14 protein-coding genes are annotated in these 17,747 nt (G+C 62.7%); all 14 read right to left on the reverse strand.

Annotated elements, in window-relative coordinates; all coding sequences use genetic code 11:
- Positions 1–2: 2 nt before the first annotated feature.
- The 14 genes from lpxI to J8I29_RS06625 all read right to left on the reverse strand — a co-directional run bounded on the left by lpxI (position 3) and on the right by J8I29_RS06625 (position 17,745).
- A complete protein-coding gene (gene lpxI, locus J8I29_RS06560; protein ID WP_209431030.1) occupies positions 3–893 on the reverse strand; it encodes a UDP-2,3-diacylglucosamine diphosphatase LpxI in 891 nt (296 codons plus the stop codon).
- Positions 890–1,726: an acyl-ACP--UDP-N-acetylglucosamine O-acyltransferase gene (lpxA, locus tag J8I29_RS06565; protein ID WP_209431031.1), complete on the reverse strand. Its 837-nt coding sequence runs from the start codon at positions 1,724–1,726 to the stop codon at positions 890–892. Before lpxA ends, lpxI begins: the two co-directional genes overlap by 4 nt.
- A complete protein-coding gene (gene fabZ, locus J8I29_RS06570; protein ID WP_105864667.1) occupies positions 1,726–2,190 on the reverse strand; it encodes a 3-hydroxyacyl-ACP dehydratase FabZ in 465 nt (154 codons plus the stop codon). The genes lpxA and fabZ overlap by 1 nt, the downstream gene beginning before the upstream one ends.
- A gap of 223 nt (positions 2,191–2,413) precedes the next feature.
- Positions 2,414–3,490 carry a UDP-3-O-(3-hydroxymyristoyl)glucosamine N-acyltransferase gene (lpxD, locus tag J8I29_RS06575; protein ID WP_209431032.1) on the reverse strand — a complete coding sequence of 359 codons (1,077 nt, stop codon included), beginning with the start codon at positions 3,488–3,490 and terminating at the stop codon, positions 2,414–2,416.
- A gap of 268 nt (positions 3,491–3,758) precedes the next feature.
- Positions 3,759–5,981, reverse strand: a complete 2,223-nt coding sequence (gene bamA, locus J8I29_RS06580) for an outer membrane protein assembly factor BamA (RefSeq protein WP_209431033.1) — start codon at positions 5,979–5,981, stop codon at positions 3,759–3,761.
- 173 nt (positions 5,982–6,154) lie between these two features.
- A complete protein-coding gene (locus J8I29_RS06585; RefSeq protein ID WP_209431034.1) occupies positions 6,155–7,279 on the reverse strand; it encodes a M50 family metallopeptidase in 1,125 nt (374 codons plus the stop codon).
- Positions 7,280–7,331: 52 nt separating this feature from the next.
- Entirely contained in the window at positions 7,332–8,156 is an 825-nt protein-coding gene (locus J8I29_RS06590) for a phosphatidate cytidylyltransferase (protein WP_209431035.1), read from the reverse strand.
- 106 nt (positions 8,157–8,262) lie between these two features.
- Entirely contained in the window at positions 8,263–9,033 is a 771-nt protein-coding gene (locus J8I29_RS06595; RefSeq protein ID WP_105864672.1) for an isoprenyl transferase, read from the reverse strand.
- Positions 9,034–9,166: 133 nt separating this feature from the next.
- Positions 9,167–9,727, reverse strand: a complete 561-nt coding sequence (gene frr, locus J8I29_RS06600) for a ribosome recycling factor (RefSeq protein ID WP_105864673.1) — start codon at positions 9,725–9,727, stop codon at positions 9,167–9,169.
- Between the two features lie 108 nt (positions 9,728–9,835).
- Positions 9,836–10,552, reverse strand: coding sequence for a UMP kinase (pyrH, locus tag J8I29_RS06605; protein WP_105864674.1), 717 nt, complete (start codon positions 10,550–10,552; stop codon positions 9,836–9,838).
- Positions 10,553–10,669: 117 nt separating this feature from the next.
- On the reverse strand, positions 10,670–11,599 hold the full coding sequence (gene tsf / locus J8I29_RS06610) for a translation elongation factor Ts (RefSeq protein WP_105864675.1): 930 nt from the start codon (positions 11,597–11,599) through the stop codon (positions 10,670–10,672).
- 152 nt (positions 11,600–11,751) lie between these two features.
- Complete coding sequence (locus tag J8I29_RS06615; RefSeq protein ID WP_105864676.1) at positions 11,752–12,762, reverse strand: 30S ribosomal protein S2; 1,011 nt, start codon at positions 12,760–12,762, stop codon at positions 11,752–11,754.
- Positions 12,763–13,037: 275 nt separating this feature from the next.
- A complete protein-coding gene (gene dnaE / locus J8I29_RS06620; protein ID WP_209431036.1) occupies positions 13,038–16,505 on the reverse strand; it encodes a DNA polymerase III subunit alpha in 3,468 nt (1,155 codons plus the stop codon).
- Positions 16,506–17,049: 544 nt separating this feature from the next.
- Positions 17,050–17,745: an ABC transporter ATP-binding protein gene (locus J8I29_RS06625; RefSeq protein WP_209431037.1), complete on the reverse strand. Its 696-nt coding sequence runs from the start codon at positions 17,743–17,745 to the stop codon at positions 17,050–17,052.
- Between the last annotated feature and the right edge of the window lie 2 nt (positions 17,746–17,747).

Below are 17,747 nucleotides of genomic sequence, written 5' to 3' on the forward strand. Positions count from 1 at the left end.
CATCATACCCCGACAAGGAACAGGTTGGCCGCGTCGGCCGCCGCGATGGTGGCATCCCGCTCCAGCACGAGAACATTGCCCGCCTCGATGGCGATGCCTGCAAGGCCGGCTTTCCTGGCGAGGCGTACCGTGCGCGGTCCGATTCCCGGCAGGTCGGCCCTGAAATCCTGTTCCGGCTTGGCCGCCTTCACCAGCACCCCGCCATCCTGCTCGGCCACGGGCGGGCGCCCATGGCGCAGCAGGCGGCCGAACAGGCCAGGCCGGCGCAACAGGGCAACGCGCCTTATCATGTTATCCGTGCCTTCGGCGGCTTCGACGGCCAGCACACGCTTTTGCGCGACGATCACCCCTTGGCCGATGTCGTCCGCCCCCATGGCGGCAAGAGCACGCCGTCCGATCGCGATCCCTTCAAGTTCGGCCGGACTGGGTGATAAATGGCCGAGCGTTCCCACAGGCGCCATCAATGACGGCGCCACGTCACGAACGCCGACGACCGCATAGCCGTGCTTCTCCAGGAACGCGATCACGCCCCGCAGGAGATTGTCGTCCCCGCCTTCGAGCACGTTGCGGATTTCTTCGAGGTGCCGAACGGCCTGGATGCCGGAGCGCACCATGCCGAGCCCCGGCCGATGCACCGCGCCGGCCAGAATCACCCGGTCTGCACCGGCCCGCGACAGTTCCTGCAGAACCCCCTTCGGATCGATCAGGCTGACGGGATATTGGGCGTAGCTGGCAAAATCGGCGTCGGCAAAGCCCTTCAGGGGCAGGATCGCGACCGCTTCCCCTCGCCCCGCCGCCTCTGCCGCAATCTCAGCCGGCAAACGCCCTGCCCCGGCAATGATCGCCAAAGCGGGCTTGGCCATCACCGTTCCGGCAGCAGGCGGCGCGCTCACGCCTCGCTGCCTGCGAGATCGCGCGCCGACGCATCACGCGGCGTCACCAGGGCACGCTCGCCGCCGGCGCGCACGAAATCGACAATCTCCATCACCGCCGTCTGATCGGCGAAAGTCTCGGCGACTTTCTCCACCCGCTCCTTCAGCGTCCCGCCGGAGGAAAACAGCATGCGATAGGCATGACGCAGGGCATGGATCTGCTCCCGGCCAAAGCCGCGGCGTTTCAGGCCGATGATGTTGAGACCGGCCAAGCTGGCCCGATCACCCAGGGCCATGCCGAAGGGGATCAGATCGTTCTCGACGCCGGACAGGCCGCCGACGAAAGCGTGTGCGCCGACGCGCGCGAACTGGATCACCGCCGCGGCGCCCCCCAGAATGGCATAGTCGCCGACCGAGACATGACCGGCCAGCAGGACGCCATTGGAGAGAATGATGTTGTTGCCGAGCCTGCAATCATGCCCGACATGGGAATTGGCCAGAAAGGCGCAGCGGTCGCCGACCACGGTATGCATGCCGCCGCCGCTGGTGCCGGGATTCATCGTCACCCCTTCACGGATCAGGCAATCACTGCCGATGGTGAGATCCGAGGGTTCGCCGGCATATTTGAGATCCTGAGGCTGATGCCCCAGCGAGGCGAAGGGAAACACCTTGGTGCGCGCACCGATGCTGGTACGCCCGGCGACGACGACATGCGAATGCAAAGTGACACCGTCAGCCAATGCCACCTCCGGCCCGACCACGCAGAACGGGCCGATGCTGACGCCCTCGCCAAGCTTCGCCCCCGCCTCGACGATGGCGGTGGGATGAATGGTCTGTTGAGCCCCCCCCGCCATTATTCAGTAACCAGCATGGCGGAAACCACGGCCTCGGCAACCGTGACGCCGTCGACCTTGGCTTCCCCCTTGTACCACCACATGTTGCGGCGGTTCTTCAGCTTGGTCAGGTGCAGACGCATCTGATCGCCCGGCGTGACCGGCTTGCGGAAACGGCATTCGTCGATGGTCATGAAATAAACGACCTTGGGCCTGGCCTTGCCTTCCGTGCTGAGCACGCAGATTGCACCGGCCGTCTGGGCCATCGCTTCGATCACCAGCACGCCCGGCATCACAGGCTGCTCGGGGAAGTGGCCAGTGAAATGCGGCTCGTTGAAGGTGACGTTCTTGATGCCGACGGCGGAATTGTCGCCGTCGATCTCGACGATGCGGTCCACGAGCAGGAAGGGATAGCGATGCGGCAGCAGCGTCAAGAGCTTGCCGATATCTGCAGTTTCCAGCGTTCCAGGGGTTGCTTCACTCATATATGTCTCATTTCCTGAACCGGCCCGGCCTTCGGCCAGGCGCTAAAGCCAAACTCGATATCGCCTTCAAGAGCGTTTTCCGACCCGACCGGTTTGGAAAACGCGTCTGTCCCCCAGAAATCAAGAGCAAAACGCGTTCATCGCTTTTTGCCCCCAACGCTTCGTTCCGGGGCCAATCCAACGGATTGGTCTTCCCCCGGCCCCCGTGAAATGGCAAGGCGCCTCAGGCGCTGGATCCCCCATCCGTTCCCTGCCCCGACCGAACCCGCGACGATTTGACCAGCTTCTTGAGCAAGGCCAGCTCGCGGGCATAATCTCCCAGAGGCTGGGCGGGGGTGCCGCCCATGCGCGCGCCCGGAGGCACATCGTCCTTGACGTTGGCGGCGCCGGCGATCTGGGCACCCATGCCGATACGGATATGGCCAACCGTCGCGGAGGCGCCGCCCATCACCACGAAATCCTCCAGGACCGTCGAGCCGGAGATTCCGACCTTGGACACCAGTACACAATGCCGGCCGACCATGACGTTGTGGGCGATCTGCACCTGATTGTCGATCTTGGTACCTTCGCCGATGATGGTATCGCGATTGGCGCCACGGTCGATGGTTGTGCAGGCGCCGATTTCGACATCGTCCTGTACTACGACGCGACCAACCTGCGGCACCTTGAGATGGCCGCGCGGCCCCATCGAAAAGCCGAAGCCGTCCTGGCCAAGGCAAGCCCCGGCATGGATGATGACGCGATTACCGATCAGGGAGTGCTGGATCACCGCATTGGGGCTGATCGAGCAGTCGCGCCCGATCCGGACATCCGGGCCGATCACAGCATTGGCGCCGACGATGGTGCCGGCCCCGATTTCCGCTCGCGGTCCGATGACGGCCCCAGGATCGACTGTCACACCGATCTCCAGTCTCGCCTCGGGATGCACGACGGCCCCCGGCGAAATACCCTTGGCCCCGAAGAAGGATTGCGGGCGCGCCGCATCCGGGAACAGGGCCATGCCGATCTGGGCAAAGGCGCGATAGGGCTCGCGGGCCACCAGCAGGGGCGCATTCTTCGGAGCGCGATCGACGAATTTAGGCGAGATCAGGATGACCGCTGCCTTGGATGTTTCCAGCATCGGCAGATAATGCGGATTCTCAAGGAAGCTCAGATCGCCTTCCCCGGCATGATCGAGCGGCGCCACCCGTTCGACCGACAGGTCCAGCGACAGGCCGGGCACCGGCTCGGCTCCGGTGAGTTCGACGATATCGGCAACGGTGAGGCGGTTGCGCGCGTGAAAGAATACCGGATCCGTCATCAAGTCCACGCTACGGTCAGCCCCTCCAAATCCGGTTTCGAGTGGCTGCTCCGAAACCGGTGATCTTTGCCATCATGAATAAACCAGTCCCTTTGCAAAAGCGTTACCGGCCTGGACATTCATCCGCCAGCCCATACACGATGAAGGGGGCGCGATGCAAAACACCGAATATTTCCGTTCATTGCGGCATCCGACAAGTGCCGCCCCTGTGAACAAAAAACCGGCCGGCCCCAAGGGGACCGGCCGGCCAAAACGTCAGGTCAGATCATCAATAGTTGACGATCGTACCGAAGCGGAAGGCCTGCGTATCGTCATGCTTCGCCTTGGTCAGGACATAGGCATAGTCGAAGCGCAACGGGCCGAGCGGGGAGGCCCACAGCAAGCTGGCGCCGACGGAAGAACGGATCTTGTGTTCGTCGACGAGATTGAAGGTCACCTGCGTCGGATCGTCTGGGTTTCCGTATTTCGCGTACTTCTTACCGCCATAGCCGAATACCGTTCCGGCATCCGCAAAGACAGCGCCACGCAGGCCCACTTCACGCGGCAGTCCGAAGATCGGGAACTGCAGTTCCACCGTACCGCCGAAATAGGTGGTGCCGCCAAGGCCGTTGCCCTTCGAGCCGCCAGCGATATCACGCGGACCAATACCGCCCGGGGCAAAGCCGCGTACCAGATCGGGTCCGGGGCTATACTGATCGACGATCGCCAGTTTGTCCTTGCCGAAGCCGTGCATATAGCCACCCTGACCGCGGACCATCAAAGTGAGGTCGTCAGTCAACGAGTAGTAGTAGCGACCATCGATCGACTGCTTGATGAACTTGGCATCACCACCAAGGCCGGCGACATCCTGCTTGAACTGGACATACATACCGGAGCTGGGCTGCTTGAGATCGTCAAGCGTGTTGTAGGTCAGCGTATAGCCGGCCATCGAGACCAGGCGACGTCCTTCCTGGGCCAATTCCTTGATAGCGACCGAGGCTTCACCATTGTCAAAATCGTTGTCGGTGTAGCGGCCATCCGGGATAGTCACCTTCTCCGAATAGATCGTGTAGTTCACGCCAACCGTGAAGTTCTCGGTGATCGGGAAGGCAGCGCGCAGCGTACCACCGGTGGTCTGGTCCTTGTAGTAGCTGTAGTCGCTGTCATCGGTGGTCTTGGAGAAGATGTCGAAGCCTGCAGCGATGCGCTGCCCGAGGAAATAGGGCTCAGTGAAGGACAGGCTGTAGCCCTGCGTGCGCTGGCCATACTGCACCGAGGCCTTCACATACTGGCCACGGCCGAGGAAGTTGCGCTCGGTGAGCGAAACTTCGCCGAGGAAGCCGTCCGAGGTGGAATAGCCGCCGCCCAGCGAGAATTCGCCGGTGGACTGGTCTTCGACATCGACGTTGACAATCACGCGATCGGGCTCCGAGCCCGGCTCGTTGGTGACGCGGATGTTCTTGAAGTAGCCCAGGTTGCGCAGGCGACGGGTCGCACGCTCGATCAGGGCCTTGTTGTAGGGGTCGCCTTCGCCGATATCGAATTCGCGGCGGATCACATAGTCACGGGTGCGGGTGTTGCCGCGGATGTTGATGCGCTCGATATAGACCTTCGCGCCCTCTTCCACGACATAGTTGACGCTGATGACGTTGCCGCCGGCATCGCGCACCGCGCGAGGACGGACCTGGGCGAAGGGATGGCCGGACGCGGCCAGCTTGACCGTCATGTCCTCGACGGTCTTGTCGACGTCCTCGCCGCGATATGTCCAGTTGTTCCAGGATTGGACATCACCCTCGAGATCGGCGGGATTGACGTCGGAAATGCTGGATTCGACCTGCGAGGGCCCGAATTTGTAGTACTGGCCCTCGTCGACCGTGACAGTCAGGACATAGGCATCCTGCTTTTCGTTCAGTGACGGCACGATCGAGACGACGCGGAAATCGGGGTAGCCATGGTTGACGTAGAACTGGCGCAGGCGCTCCTCATCGCCGGCGAGGCGATCCGGATCATAGGTGTCCGTGGTGCGCAGCCAGCCCAGATAGCCGCTCTCGACAGTGGCCATCTGCCGCTTCAGGCGCCAGGCTGAGAAATTGTTGTTGCCGACGAAGTTGATCGACTCAATGCCAACCTTCGAGCCTTCAGCCACGGTGAAAACGAGGTCGACACGATTGTTCGGCAGAGGGACTTCACGATAGGTGATCTGCACCGTCGAGCGGCCGGTCCGGTTATAGGCCTCACGCATGCGATCGATATCGGCGCTGAGGGTGGCCTGGTTCACCGGGCTGCCGGGCTTGGTCTCCATGATCGAAGACAGCTGATCCGCCGTGACTTTCTTATTCTTCTCGAACACGATGCGGTTGACGATCGGCGCCGAGCGCGACGCGACATGCTTCCTCGGAGCGGCTTCAGCCGTGCCCACCAAAGGAGATGCCACGAAGGCCCCGAACAACGACGGAACCGCGACGGCCGCGAGGGCAACGCCCAGCTTCAACTTGTACATTGCTGTTGCCATCGGGTCTAAATCCCACTCTTTTTACCAAACCAAGTCGAGTTCAACGCCAAACCTCGCCAGCCCGCATTGCGCTCATTGGAAATGCTTCTACAGGGTTTCCGGACACATGCAAACCGACCCCCGGCCGCCACCCGTCCTTTTTTGGGAGACCGTTGCGAATCCGCCACGCCCTCTCAGCCACCCGACAATTGCTGTGACAGATCATGGCCCAACACCAAAACGGTGATTGTAATTATCAACATGAGCCCGATGCCGAAGGACAACTCCTGCGCGCGCGCTCCTACCGGCCTGCCCCGGATCGCCTCGATGGCGTAGAAGACCAGATGACCGCCATCTAGAACCGGTATCGGCAACAGATTGATGAAGCCGACGGAAATCGACAGTCCCGCAGTCAGCAGGATCAGGCCGGCAAACCCGATGGTTTCAGTGATCGTCTTGGAAGCTACCGCAATGCCGACAATGCCGGTCACCTGCTTGGGATCGCCGCGCCCGGCAAAAAGATCGTAGATAAATTTCGCTGATGCACCAATACCTTGGCCGGTTTCCTTGGTGCCCTGCCACAGGGCAGAGACAGGATCCAGGCGCGACATGCCGCCAGGGCCGATACCGATGATCGCCCGCGAAACGGTCTTGCCATCCGGCGTGGAGAATGTCCGCGTTTCCGGCGTGACGCTGACGTCGAAACTCTCCTGCCTCCGCTCGATGGTAAGCTTCACGGGGCGTCCCGGCTCGGCCGAAATCAGATCGGGGAGCTGGTCGAACAGGGTGACCTTGGTGCCGTTGACCTCGACGATCCGGTCACCCTTGCGCAGGCCGGCTTTCGCTGCCGGTCCGTCAGCCTTGATCGGCCCGATAATCGCGTCAGAATTCGGGTAACCATAAATCGAGAATGCGGCCGCAAAGACGAAAGCTGCCAGGATGAAATTGGCCAAAGGACCGGCCGCGACGATGGCAATGCGCTGCCAGACCGGTTTGTGGAACAGGCTGACCGCCCGCTCCTCCGGCGTCATCAGCTGGTTGCGCTCCTCGTCGGGCAGAGAAGCGGCATTGGCGTCGCCGAAGAAGCGCACATAGCCGCCGAGCGGAATTGCCGCGATGCGCCAATGGGTCCCGTGCCGGTCGTCATAGCCGAACAATTCCGGCCCGAAACCGATCGAGAAGGTCACGACCTTCACGCCGCACCAGCGCCCGACCAGAAAATGCCCAAGCTCGTGAAAGAAGATCAGGATGGAGATGATCACGATGAACGGCACGAAGCCGAGCGCACCGAGACCGAAACTATCCAGAAGACCCATCATCCGTTCCCCTCACGCACCAGAAAGCCAGGCCAGGCCGGCCCTGCCTGTGGCACTACCACACTATGAAGCCCTGGGCCGGATGCAGGCCGGCATGCACGAGCCCGATCAGCAAGGCGGCCAATGCCGCCGCCAGGAAGCCGTCGAGCCTGTCCATGACGCCGCCATGACCCGGGATCAGATGGCTCGCATCCTTGGCATCAAAACGACGCTTCAAGGCGGATTCAAGGAGATCACCGCCCTGGGAGATCGCCGCCAGTGCCGCGCCTACGGGAACCAACAGGAAGGAACCGCCAACCACGCCAGCAGCCAGAGCGGCGAACAGTGTGCCGCCGATGAAACCCGACCAGGTCTTCTTCGGGCTGACCCTCGGCCAGAGCTTGGGCCCTCCCAGAGTGCGGCCGGTAAAATAGGCCATTACATCCGAGCCCCAGACAATGGCGAACAGCACGAAAATGGCGCGCATGCCATGAGGCTCGTCCAATCTCAGTGCGATAACCGGCAGGACCACGCAAGCCGCATAGGGTAGAGCGGCCGCGGCCAGCAAGGGCTGCGGCATCCCGCGAACCCGGGCCAGGCCACCCATCGCTGCCGTCCCGCCGACAACTGTCAGCAAGGCAGCGCTCCCCTGCCCGCTCAGGACGAGCAGGGTCGATGCCGCAAGCAGGCAGACCCCAAGCGCGGCAGCCGGCCCGTCGCGGCGGCCGGCGGCGATCAGGAACAGCCATTCGCACAAAACGGCGGCGGCGGCGAGAAACCAGAACAATGCGAAAAGGGGACCGCCCCACCAGGCCGTGGCCAGCGCCAGCCCGGCCATCACCAGGGCGGAAGCGATGCGGATGGAAAGATCGGACCAATTGGCCCTGGACGCATCCGCCATGTCAGAGACCGTGGGCGGATGATCCCGCCCCCCGCAACCGGCTGGCCGGTCCTCGGCACAAAACTGCTCTCACATCATCCCCCACATGCACGCCGACAACACGGTCCTACCCGGAATTGGCCTGACGGGGCGGATCGGTCTCGCCGAGCCCACCGAAACGACGATCACGTGCGTGATATTCGGCCAGCGCGGTCTCCAGGGCACGCCGATCGAAATCCGGCCAGAGCAAGGGAATGAAGACGAACTCGGCATAGGCCGCCTGCCAAAGCAGGAAATTGGAAAGTCTCTGTTCGCCCGAGGTCCGGATTACCAGATCCGGGTCCGGAATATCATGCGTGTGAAGATTGGCGGCGACGGCTTCGGCCGTGATGTCCTGCGGCTTGAGCGTCCCTTCGGCAACCTTCTGGGCGAGGCGACGAGCCGCGGCGACGATCTCCTGCCGAGCGCCATAATTGAACGCCACCACGAGTGTCAGCCCGGTATTGGCCGCGGTGAGATTCTCGACCTCACTCAGGAGTTCGGCAAGCTCGGCGTCGAGCCCTTCCCGCTCGCCGATGATGCGCACCCGCACATTGTTGGCATGCAGGTCCGCCAAGTCGTTGCGCACGAAGCGCTTCACCAATCCCATGAGATAGTCGACTTCGGTGCGGGGCCTCGACCAGTTCTCTGAGGAGAAGGAATAGAGCGTGAGATAGCGTATGCCCAGTTCCGCGGCGGCGCGGACGGTCCGCCTGAGTGCTTCGACGCCCCGGCGATGCCCTTCGAAACGGGGCATCAGGCGCTTGGAAGCCCAGCGACCATTGCCATCCATGATAATGGCGACATGAGCCGGCGGGGCCGCCACGGTTGCATCGTCGATTTCGTCCCTGCCAAACATTGGTGCCTCGAAGCTTCTCCGCCGAACCGGCTGGCACGAATTCTATCGAACGATCATCGGATAGACAGTGGATAATTGGTGTCGAATTGGGGAAGTAGAATAGTCCTTGCGGATAATCTGCAGCCCTCTTCCGTCACACCTGCATGATTTCCTTCTCCTTGGAGGCGAGCGTCTTATCGATTTCGGCGATCATCGCATCGGTCGCCTTCTGCACCTGGTCGGCCAGACGCTTTTCTTCGTCCTCGCCGATCGCGCCGTCCTTTTCCGTCTTTTTCAGGATATCCAGGCCGTCACGGCGGACATGCCGCACCGCCACGCGCGCCGATTCTGCGTATTTATGCGCGACCTTGACCAGTTCCTTGCGGCGATCCTGCGTCATCTCGGGAATACGCAGCCGGATCACCTGTCCTTCGGTCTGGGGATTGAGACCGAGATTGGAGTTCATGATCGCCTTCTCTACGGCGCCGACCATACCGCGATCCCAGACCTGCACGCTGATGAGGCGCGGCTCCGGAACCGAAATGGTGGCGACCTGGGACAGCTGCATACTGGCGCCATAGGCATCGACATGCACAGGTTCGAGCAGCGAAGAAGAGGCCCGGCCGGTACGCAACCCGCCCAGTTCGTGTTTCAGCGCGTTCAGGGCGCCTTCCATGCGGCGCTTGACCTCGGCGATATCGAATGACGCAGTCATGTTCCTGCCCTCGAATTTCTGTACTGGAAACGGCGAAAGCGTTTTCTAGAAAACGCTTCAAAACAAAGAACCAGAACGTTTTCTGATCCAGTTGGATCAAAAAACGTCCTATGGAGTGACCAGGGTGCAACGTCCTTCCCCGCGCAGCACGGCCGCCAGGGATCCGGGTTGTTGAATCGAAAAAACAATTATCGGCAAGCGTGCCTCGCGGGCAAGCGCAAACGCCGCCGTATCCATGATCTTGAGGTCCTTGCGGATGACTTCGTCATGGGTGATGTGATCATAGCGGGTCGCAGCCGGGTCTTTCTTGGGATCGGCGGAATAGATGCCATCGACCTGCGTGCCCTTCATCAGGACATTGCATTCCAATTCTGCTGCGCGCAAGGCGCCGCCGGTATCGGTGGTGAAGAAGGGATTGCCGGTGCCGCCAGCCAGTAGCACGACGCGATCCTTGGCGAGGTGCTCCATCGCCTGCTGGCGCGTATAGGTCTCGACCACCGAGGGCATGGCGACGCCCGACATGGCGCGGGCGGACTGGCCGAGCGAGGCGAGCTGGGCTTCGAGCGCGATGACGTTCATCGCGGTGGCGAGCATGCCCATTGAGTCAGCCGCGGGCCGCGACAAGCCCATGCCTGCGATCTGGGAGCCGCGGAAGATGTTGCCGCCGCCCACCACCACGGCGACTTCCACGCCAAGCTTGACCGCCTCGATGACATCCTCGGCGATGCGGCGCACCGTGGCCCGGTCGATGCCGAAGGCCTCGCCTCCCATCAGGGCCTCGCCGGAAAGCTTCACCAGGACGCGTTTATAGGGAAGTACCGCCATGATTGCTCTCCGATTCGCTGGCCACTTATACAACAGGCGGCCCTAAGCCGCCTGTTGTCGATCTCGATCATCCACATGGCCGAAATACGGCCAGCGGCAACTCCTGGAACGGGAGCCTCAGGCGGCGTGGCCCGCCTGAGCGGCAACCTCGGCCGCAAAGTCGCTTTCCTGCTTCTCGATACCCTCGCCCAGAGCGTAGCGGATGAAGCCAGCCACCTTGATCGGGCCGCCAGCCGCCCCTTCGCTCTCCTTGATGGCCTGGCCGACCGACTTGGAGGGATCGAAGATGAAGGGCTGCTCCAGCAGGGTCACTTCCTTGAAGTAGGTCTTGATGCCGCTCTCGACGATCTTGGCGATCGCGGCTTCCGGCTTGCCCTGCTCGCGATATTTCTCGGCGAGAATGGTCTTCTCACGCTCGACGGTCGCGGCATCGACACCGGCGGCATCGACGGCAACGGGATTCGAGGAAGCGACATGCATGGCGATCTGACGGCCGAGCTCAGCCAGCTTCTCGGCATTGCCGGCGGATTCGAGCGCAACGATCACGCCGATGCGGCCCTTGTTGGCAACGACCGGGTTGTGAACATAGGTCGCCAGTGCGCCCTGCCCGACCGAGACGATCTTGGCGCGGCGCAGCGACATGTTTTCGCCGATCTTGGCGACCGTCGCGGAGATCTTCTCCTCGACCGTGCCGCCACCCGGGAAGGCAGCCGCCTTCAGGGCCTCGACATCCTCGCCGGTGTTCAGGGCGACTTCGGCAATGCCGGAGACCAGATCCTGGAACTCGGGGTTGCGGGCCACGAAGTCCGTCTCGGAATTGACCTCGACGGCGACGCCCTTGTTGCCTTCGACCAGCAGGGCGACGAGCCCTTCGGCGGCGACACGACCGGCCTTCTTGGCGGCCTTCGACAGGCCCTTCTTGCGCAGCCAGTCAACAGCGGCTTCCAGATCGCCGGCGGTCTCGGTGAGCGCTGCCTTGCAATCCATCATGCCCGCGCCGGTCTGTTCGCGCAGCTCTTTCACCATGGCGGCGGTAATGTTCGACATCGCAGGATACCTCTTTGGGAAACCGGAACAGGTCCGGTGATGGGAAGCGGCCCGGCGCTTACCACTCCAACATCACAATTGGAAGGCAAGCTACCGGGCCGTATTCAGGGATAGATAGGGAGCCTGCAACGAAATTGCAGGCCTTGGATGTATCAGGCGCCGGCAACCAGATTGCGGGCCAGTTCCACCCAGCCGTCGCGATCGATACGGCCGTTGAGCTTGAGCTCGGCATCGACCTTGGCAACGTCTTCCGGGGTCATGGCAGCAACCTGCCAATAATGCCAGATGCCACCCTCGTTGAGCTTCTTCTCGAGCTGCGGGCCGACGCCGGTCAGCTTGGTCAGATCGTCGGGAGCGCCGCGCGGAGCAGCCAGGAGCTCGAAGAACTCGCCCGAAGCAGCCTCTTCCGAAGCCGGCAGTTCTTCGACCAGCGGAGCTTCCTCGGCGCCGATGTCGATACCCAGCTCGCCATGGGCGCGGGAGATACCGTCAAGAGCGGCGCGGGCAACCAGATCGCAATAGAGCGACAGGGCACGGCCGGCATCGTCATTGGCCGGAATCGGGAAGGTGATGCCGTCCGGATCGGAATTCGAATCGAGAACCGCGGCCACCGGGATGTTGAGCCGGCGGGCTTCCTTGATCGCGATGTCTTCCTTGTTGGTATCGATGATGAAGATCAGGTCGGGGGTGCCGCCCATATCCTTGATACCGCCGAGGGCGCGCTCGAGCTTGTCGCGCTCGCGGGTAAGGTCGAGACGCTCCTTCTTGGTGTAGCCCTGCTGGGCGCCACCGGAAAGCAGTTCGTCGAGCTTGCGCAGGCGCTGGATCGAGTTGGAGATGGTCTTCCAGTTGGTCAGCGTGCCGCCGAGCCAACGCGAATTGACATAGTACTGGGCCGAACGGCGGGCCGCATCGGCAACCGCGTCCTGGGCCTGGCGCTTGGTACCGACGAACAGCACGCGGCCGCCACGGGCAACCGTGTCCGACACCGCCTGCAGGGCGCGATGGAGAGCGGGAACCGTCTGGGCGAGGTCGATGATGTGGATGCCGTTACGCACGCCGAAGAGATAAGGCCCCATCTTGGGGTTCCAGCGGTGCGACTGATGGCCGAAATGGGCTCCAGCCTCGAGCAGCTGGCGCATGGAAAAATCTGGCAGTGCCATAGAGTTGTAACTCCGGTTTGATAAGGCCTCCGCGGACATCTACCGTGCCTGCCTTGCCGCGCCATTGCGGGCAAAACAAAACACGGCACCGGAGCGGCAGGGCCGCTTCGTCCGCGTGTGGAATGGCGCGCTCTATAAGGGGGCGCGGGCGATTAGGCAAGCCCCGAGGTGGGAAGAATTCGAAATGGAGGATCGATCTCCGGCCCGGCTCCCTTCTTCCGCGGTGAGCGTGACGCTTCCAGGAGGTCGATCCGGAGACCGGCCCTCCACGTGGCCTACATCTGCGTAACAGTCGCCACGCCCGGAATCGCCTTGATCGCGCCGGCAATCTGTGGCGTCACCAGGAACTTGCCGGGCAGTTTCAACTCGACCTCACGCATGCCGCCTTCAAGCTGCAGAATCAGGAAGACCTCTCCCTCTCCGCGCTGGCCCAGCCGCTTGGCGACGGATTCGAGCGCCTGCTCGCCTTGCAGGAAGACCTTGATACCGCGTTGGGTCTTGGCGGTGGCGTTATCGAGTTTTTCCGCCGTCACGATACGGATGCGGACATCGTCGCCTTCATGAGCCGCCTGCACGCCGATCAGCACGGCCGTGCCCGGCTCGAGCAGGTCACGATATTGCGCCAGGCCTTCCGAGAACAGCACGGCCTCGAACTGCCCCGAGGCATCGGAAAGCATGATCACGCCCATCTTGGAACCGGTTCGGGTCTTGCGCTCGGAGCGCGACAGCACCGTCGCCGCCAGGCGCCCCGCCGTGGCTCCCTGCTTCACCTTCTGGGTGAACTGCGCCCAGGACGGCACCTGCAGGCGCTCCAGGGCGGTGGCATAGGCATCCAGAGGATGGCCCGAAAGGAAAAAACCGATCGCGTCGAATTCGCGCTGCAGACGGTCGGCGGGCTCCCAGGGCTCGACGACCGTCCCCTTGAGCGGTTCCGGGGTCGACGCGGAACCAAACATATCGGCCTGTCCGTCGCTCTTTTCGGCGTGGGAGCGCTGTGCCTGCGCCATGATGGCATCGATGGAGGCGGTGACGCGTGCCCGGTCACGGTCGAATTCGTCGAAGGCCCCCGCCGCCGCCAGGTTTTCGAGAATGCGCTTGTTGATGGCCTTGGGATCGATGCGCCGGGCGAAATCGCCGAGATCGAAGAAGGGCTGGTCTCCGCGGATCTCGACCAGGCGCTCCATCGCCGCCAGGCCGACGCCCTTGACCGCGCCGAGCGCATAGCGGATCGCGCCGTCATGGACCTCGAAGTCCGGTCCCGAACGGTTGATGGAGGGCGGCTCGACCTTGATGCCGAGCCGCCGCGCCTCCAGACGGAATTCGGCGAGCTTGTCAGTGTTCGACATATCCAGCGACATCGAGGCCGCCATGAACTCGACCGGATAATTGGCCTTGAGATAGGCGGTCTGGTAGGAAACCAGCGCGTAGGCGGCCGCATGGCTCTTGTTGAAGCCGTAATCGGCGAATTTGGCGAGGTAATCGAAGATCTCGTCGGCCTTGGCCTTCTGAATGCCCCGCTCGACGGCTCCCTCCACGAAACGCACACGTTGGGCGTCCATCTCCGCCTTGATCTTCTTGCCCATGGCGCGGCGCAGCATATCGGCCTCGCCCAGCGTATAGCCGGAGAGGATCTGTGCGATCTGCATCACCTGTTCCTGGTAGATGATGACGCCATAAGTCTCTTCCAGGGCCGGCTTGAGCTGGTCGAGCATGTAGTCCGGCTCTTCCAGCCCCTTCTTGCGCGCGTTGTAGACGGGGATGTTGGCCATCGGGCCCGGGCGGTAAAGCGCCACCAGCGCGATGATGTCCTCGAAACGGTCGGCGTTCATGTCGAGCAACGCCTTGCGCATGCCCGCACTTTCCACCTGGAACACACCAACCGTCTCGCCACGGCCGAGCATCTCATAGCTCTTCTTGTCGTCGAGCGGCAGGGCGGCAAGATCGAGCGTGATGCCGCGCTGCTTGAGGAACATCAAAGCGCGCTCAAGCACGGTGAGTGTCTTGAGTCCGAGGAAGTCGAACTTCACCAGCCCCGCCTGCTCTACCCATTTCATGTTGAACTGGGTCGCCGGCATCGGCATCGAGGTCTTGGGATCGTGATAGAGCGGCACCAGCTCCACCAGCGGACGATCCCCGATCACCACGCCGGCGGCGTGGGTCGAGGCGTGGCGATAGAGCCCTTCCAGCTTCTGGGCAATGCTGAGCAAACGCTCGACGGTCGGATCGTCCTTGGCCGATTCGCGCAGCTTCGGTTCATCCTCGATCGCCTTGGCCAGAGTGACCGGATTGGCCGGGTTCTGCGGCACCAGCTTGCACAGCTTGTCGACCTGGCCATATCCCATCTCCAGCGTGCGCCCGACGTCGCGTAGCACGCCGCGCGCCTGCAAGGAGCCGAAGGTGATGATCTGGGCGACGCGATCCTCGCCGTATTTCTCCTGCACATAGCGGATGACCTCGTCGCGCCGCTCCTGGCAGAAATCGATGTCGAAGTCCGGCATCGAGATACGTTCGGGATTGAGGAAGCGCTCGAACAGCAGGCTGAAGCGCAGCGGATCGAGATCGGTGATGGTGAGGGCATAGGCCACCAGCGAACCCGCGCCGGATCCGCGCCCCGGCCCGACCGGGATCCCCTTTGCCTTGGCGTGCTTGATGAAGTCCGACACGATCAGGAAGTAGCCGGGGAACTTCATGCGCTCGATGATCGAAAGCTCGAATTCGAGCCGTTTGGCGTAGCTGTCTTCGCTATGGCCGGGAGCCGGCCCATGCGCGGCAAGCCTGGCCCTGAGGCCTTCTTCGGCTTGGCGGCGCAATTCGACGGCCTCGTCGACGGGCGCGCCCGTTTCGTCGAGGCCCGTGGAAAAGCGCGGCAAGATCGGCTTCCGCGTGCGCACGCGGAAAGCACAGCGTCTGGCGATCTCAACTGTATTCTCAATGGCTTCTGGAATATCCTTGAACAAGGATATCATTTCCGCCCGGCTCTTGAAGTAATGGTTCGGCGTCATTCGCCGCCGGTCCGTATCGGCGAGAATGCGGCCTTCGGCGATGGCGAGCAGCGCATCATGCGGTTCGCTGTCGGCACGCGCGGCGAAATAGACTTCATTGGTCGCCACCAGCGGCACGTCGGCGGCGTAGGCAAGCTCCAGAAGCGGCGCTTCGACCTGCTGCTCCTCTGCGCTGTCGTGGCGCTGTACCTCGACATAGAGACGATCGGCGAACATCGCCTGCAAGCGCTGCAGCCGGGTACGCGCAAGGTCGTCGAGCCCCTCGCGCAAGGCCATGTCCAACGGACCGGCGGGACCACCGGTCAGCGCGATCAACCCCTCCTGGAACTCGGCCAGGCGCCCGATCGAGACATGGGCCTCCTCGCCGCTGGCAGGGTCCATGTAGCAATGGGAGGACAAGGCCATCAGATGGCGGTAGCCCACTTCGCTCTGGGCCAGCAGGATCATGCGCGGCAAACGCCGCTGATGCAGGGGCCGGCGGTCCGAAGCATCCTCGCGGTCGGCAAAATTGATCGCCAGCGAGATGCCCATGATAGGCTGGATGCCGCTGCCCGCGAGCTTTTCGGAAAACTCCAGAGCCCCGAACAGATTGTTGGTATCCGTCAATGCAAGGGCCGGCATGCCGTCGGCCTTGGCGAGATCGGCGAGCTTGGGGACCTTCATAGCCCCCTCGAGCAGGGAATAAGCCGAGCGGACGTTCAAATGCACGAAGCCCGGACCGTTCACCTTACTCTCCGCCATGACACCTCCGCTCTGCGCTGGCGGGCGGCGCGACTCGCCACCTGCCCTTCTCCATGGTCTATGGCAATCCGGCCGGCCGCCAAAGCTGACTCTGCACCCGGACCGCCGATGGCCACACCAGCGTCACATCCCGGCCATCTCCCCTTGTTGAGAGCCTGTGGACAAGTGTGGACAAATCTGGCTTAAACACCGCTCAGGAAGCTCGTCCACATGGCGAGCATGACCAGGAACAGGCTCATCGAAGCGATGGCGGCGAAATCTTCGGCGAAACGCGTAAGCATGATGTTCTCCTCTCTTCGATAGAGACATCTTGTTCACGTTTTGTTCCGAGTCAAGCGCAGCGTCGCCGAACCGCCATCTTATGTCTCTCTTATGTTCCCCCCGGCATGACGCAGGCGACCTCTGCCCGGAAGGCAGAGGCGCTGCATTTCCCATTTCGATCAAGGACTTGGGGGAAACCAAAGCCCTGCCCGGCTTTGGCCTCTGCGGCGTTTACCATAGTATGAAGCAGCCCCCGGGCGCCGGGGGCATGGTGCCACAATCGTCAGTCGAGCTCGACGATGTGACCGTCGCGCAGGGTCACGCGGCGATCCATGCGCGCCGCCAGATCGAGATTGTGGGTGGCGATCAGGGCCGCCAAGCCTGACGCTCGCACCAGCGCGGTCAGCGTCCCGAAAACGTGATCCGAGGTGCCCGGGTCGAGATTGCCGGTCGGCTCATCGGCCAGGATGAGATGCGGCGCATTGGCGACCGCACGGGCGATGGCGACCCGCTGTTGCTCGCCGCCCGACAATTCGTTCGGCCGATGGCCGAAGCGCTGGCCGAGGCCAAGGAAGGTCAGCAGTTCCTCGCCCCGCTGGCGCGCCTCGCGGCGTGACAGGCCGCGGATCATCTGCGGCAGGATCACATTTTCCAGCGCCGAGAACTCCGGCTGGAGATGATGGAACTGGTAGACGAAACCAATCGAATTGCGGCGCAGGCGAGTGCGGCCCGCATCGTTCAACTCGGCGGTCGAATAGCCGGAGATCAGCACGTCTCCGCCGTCCGGCCGCTCGAGCAGGCCGGCTGTATGGAGCAATGTCGACTTGCCCGCCCCTGAGGGCGCGATCAATGCCACCGACTGCCCCGGCATCACTGCAAGGTCTATGCCACGCAGAATGCGCAGTTCCGTTGGGCCCTGCTGGTAGCTGCGTTCGACCCCTCGCAGTTCGAGGGCCGGAATTTCACCCGACATGCTCATGG

This window comes from Labrys sp. LIt4, from assembly GCF_017813775.1.
Lineage (GTDB): Bacteria > Pseudomonadota > Alphaproteobacteria > Rhizobiales > Labraceae > Labrys > Labrys okinawensis_A.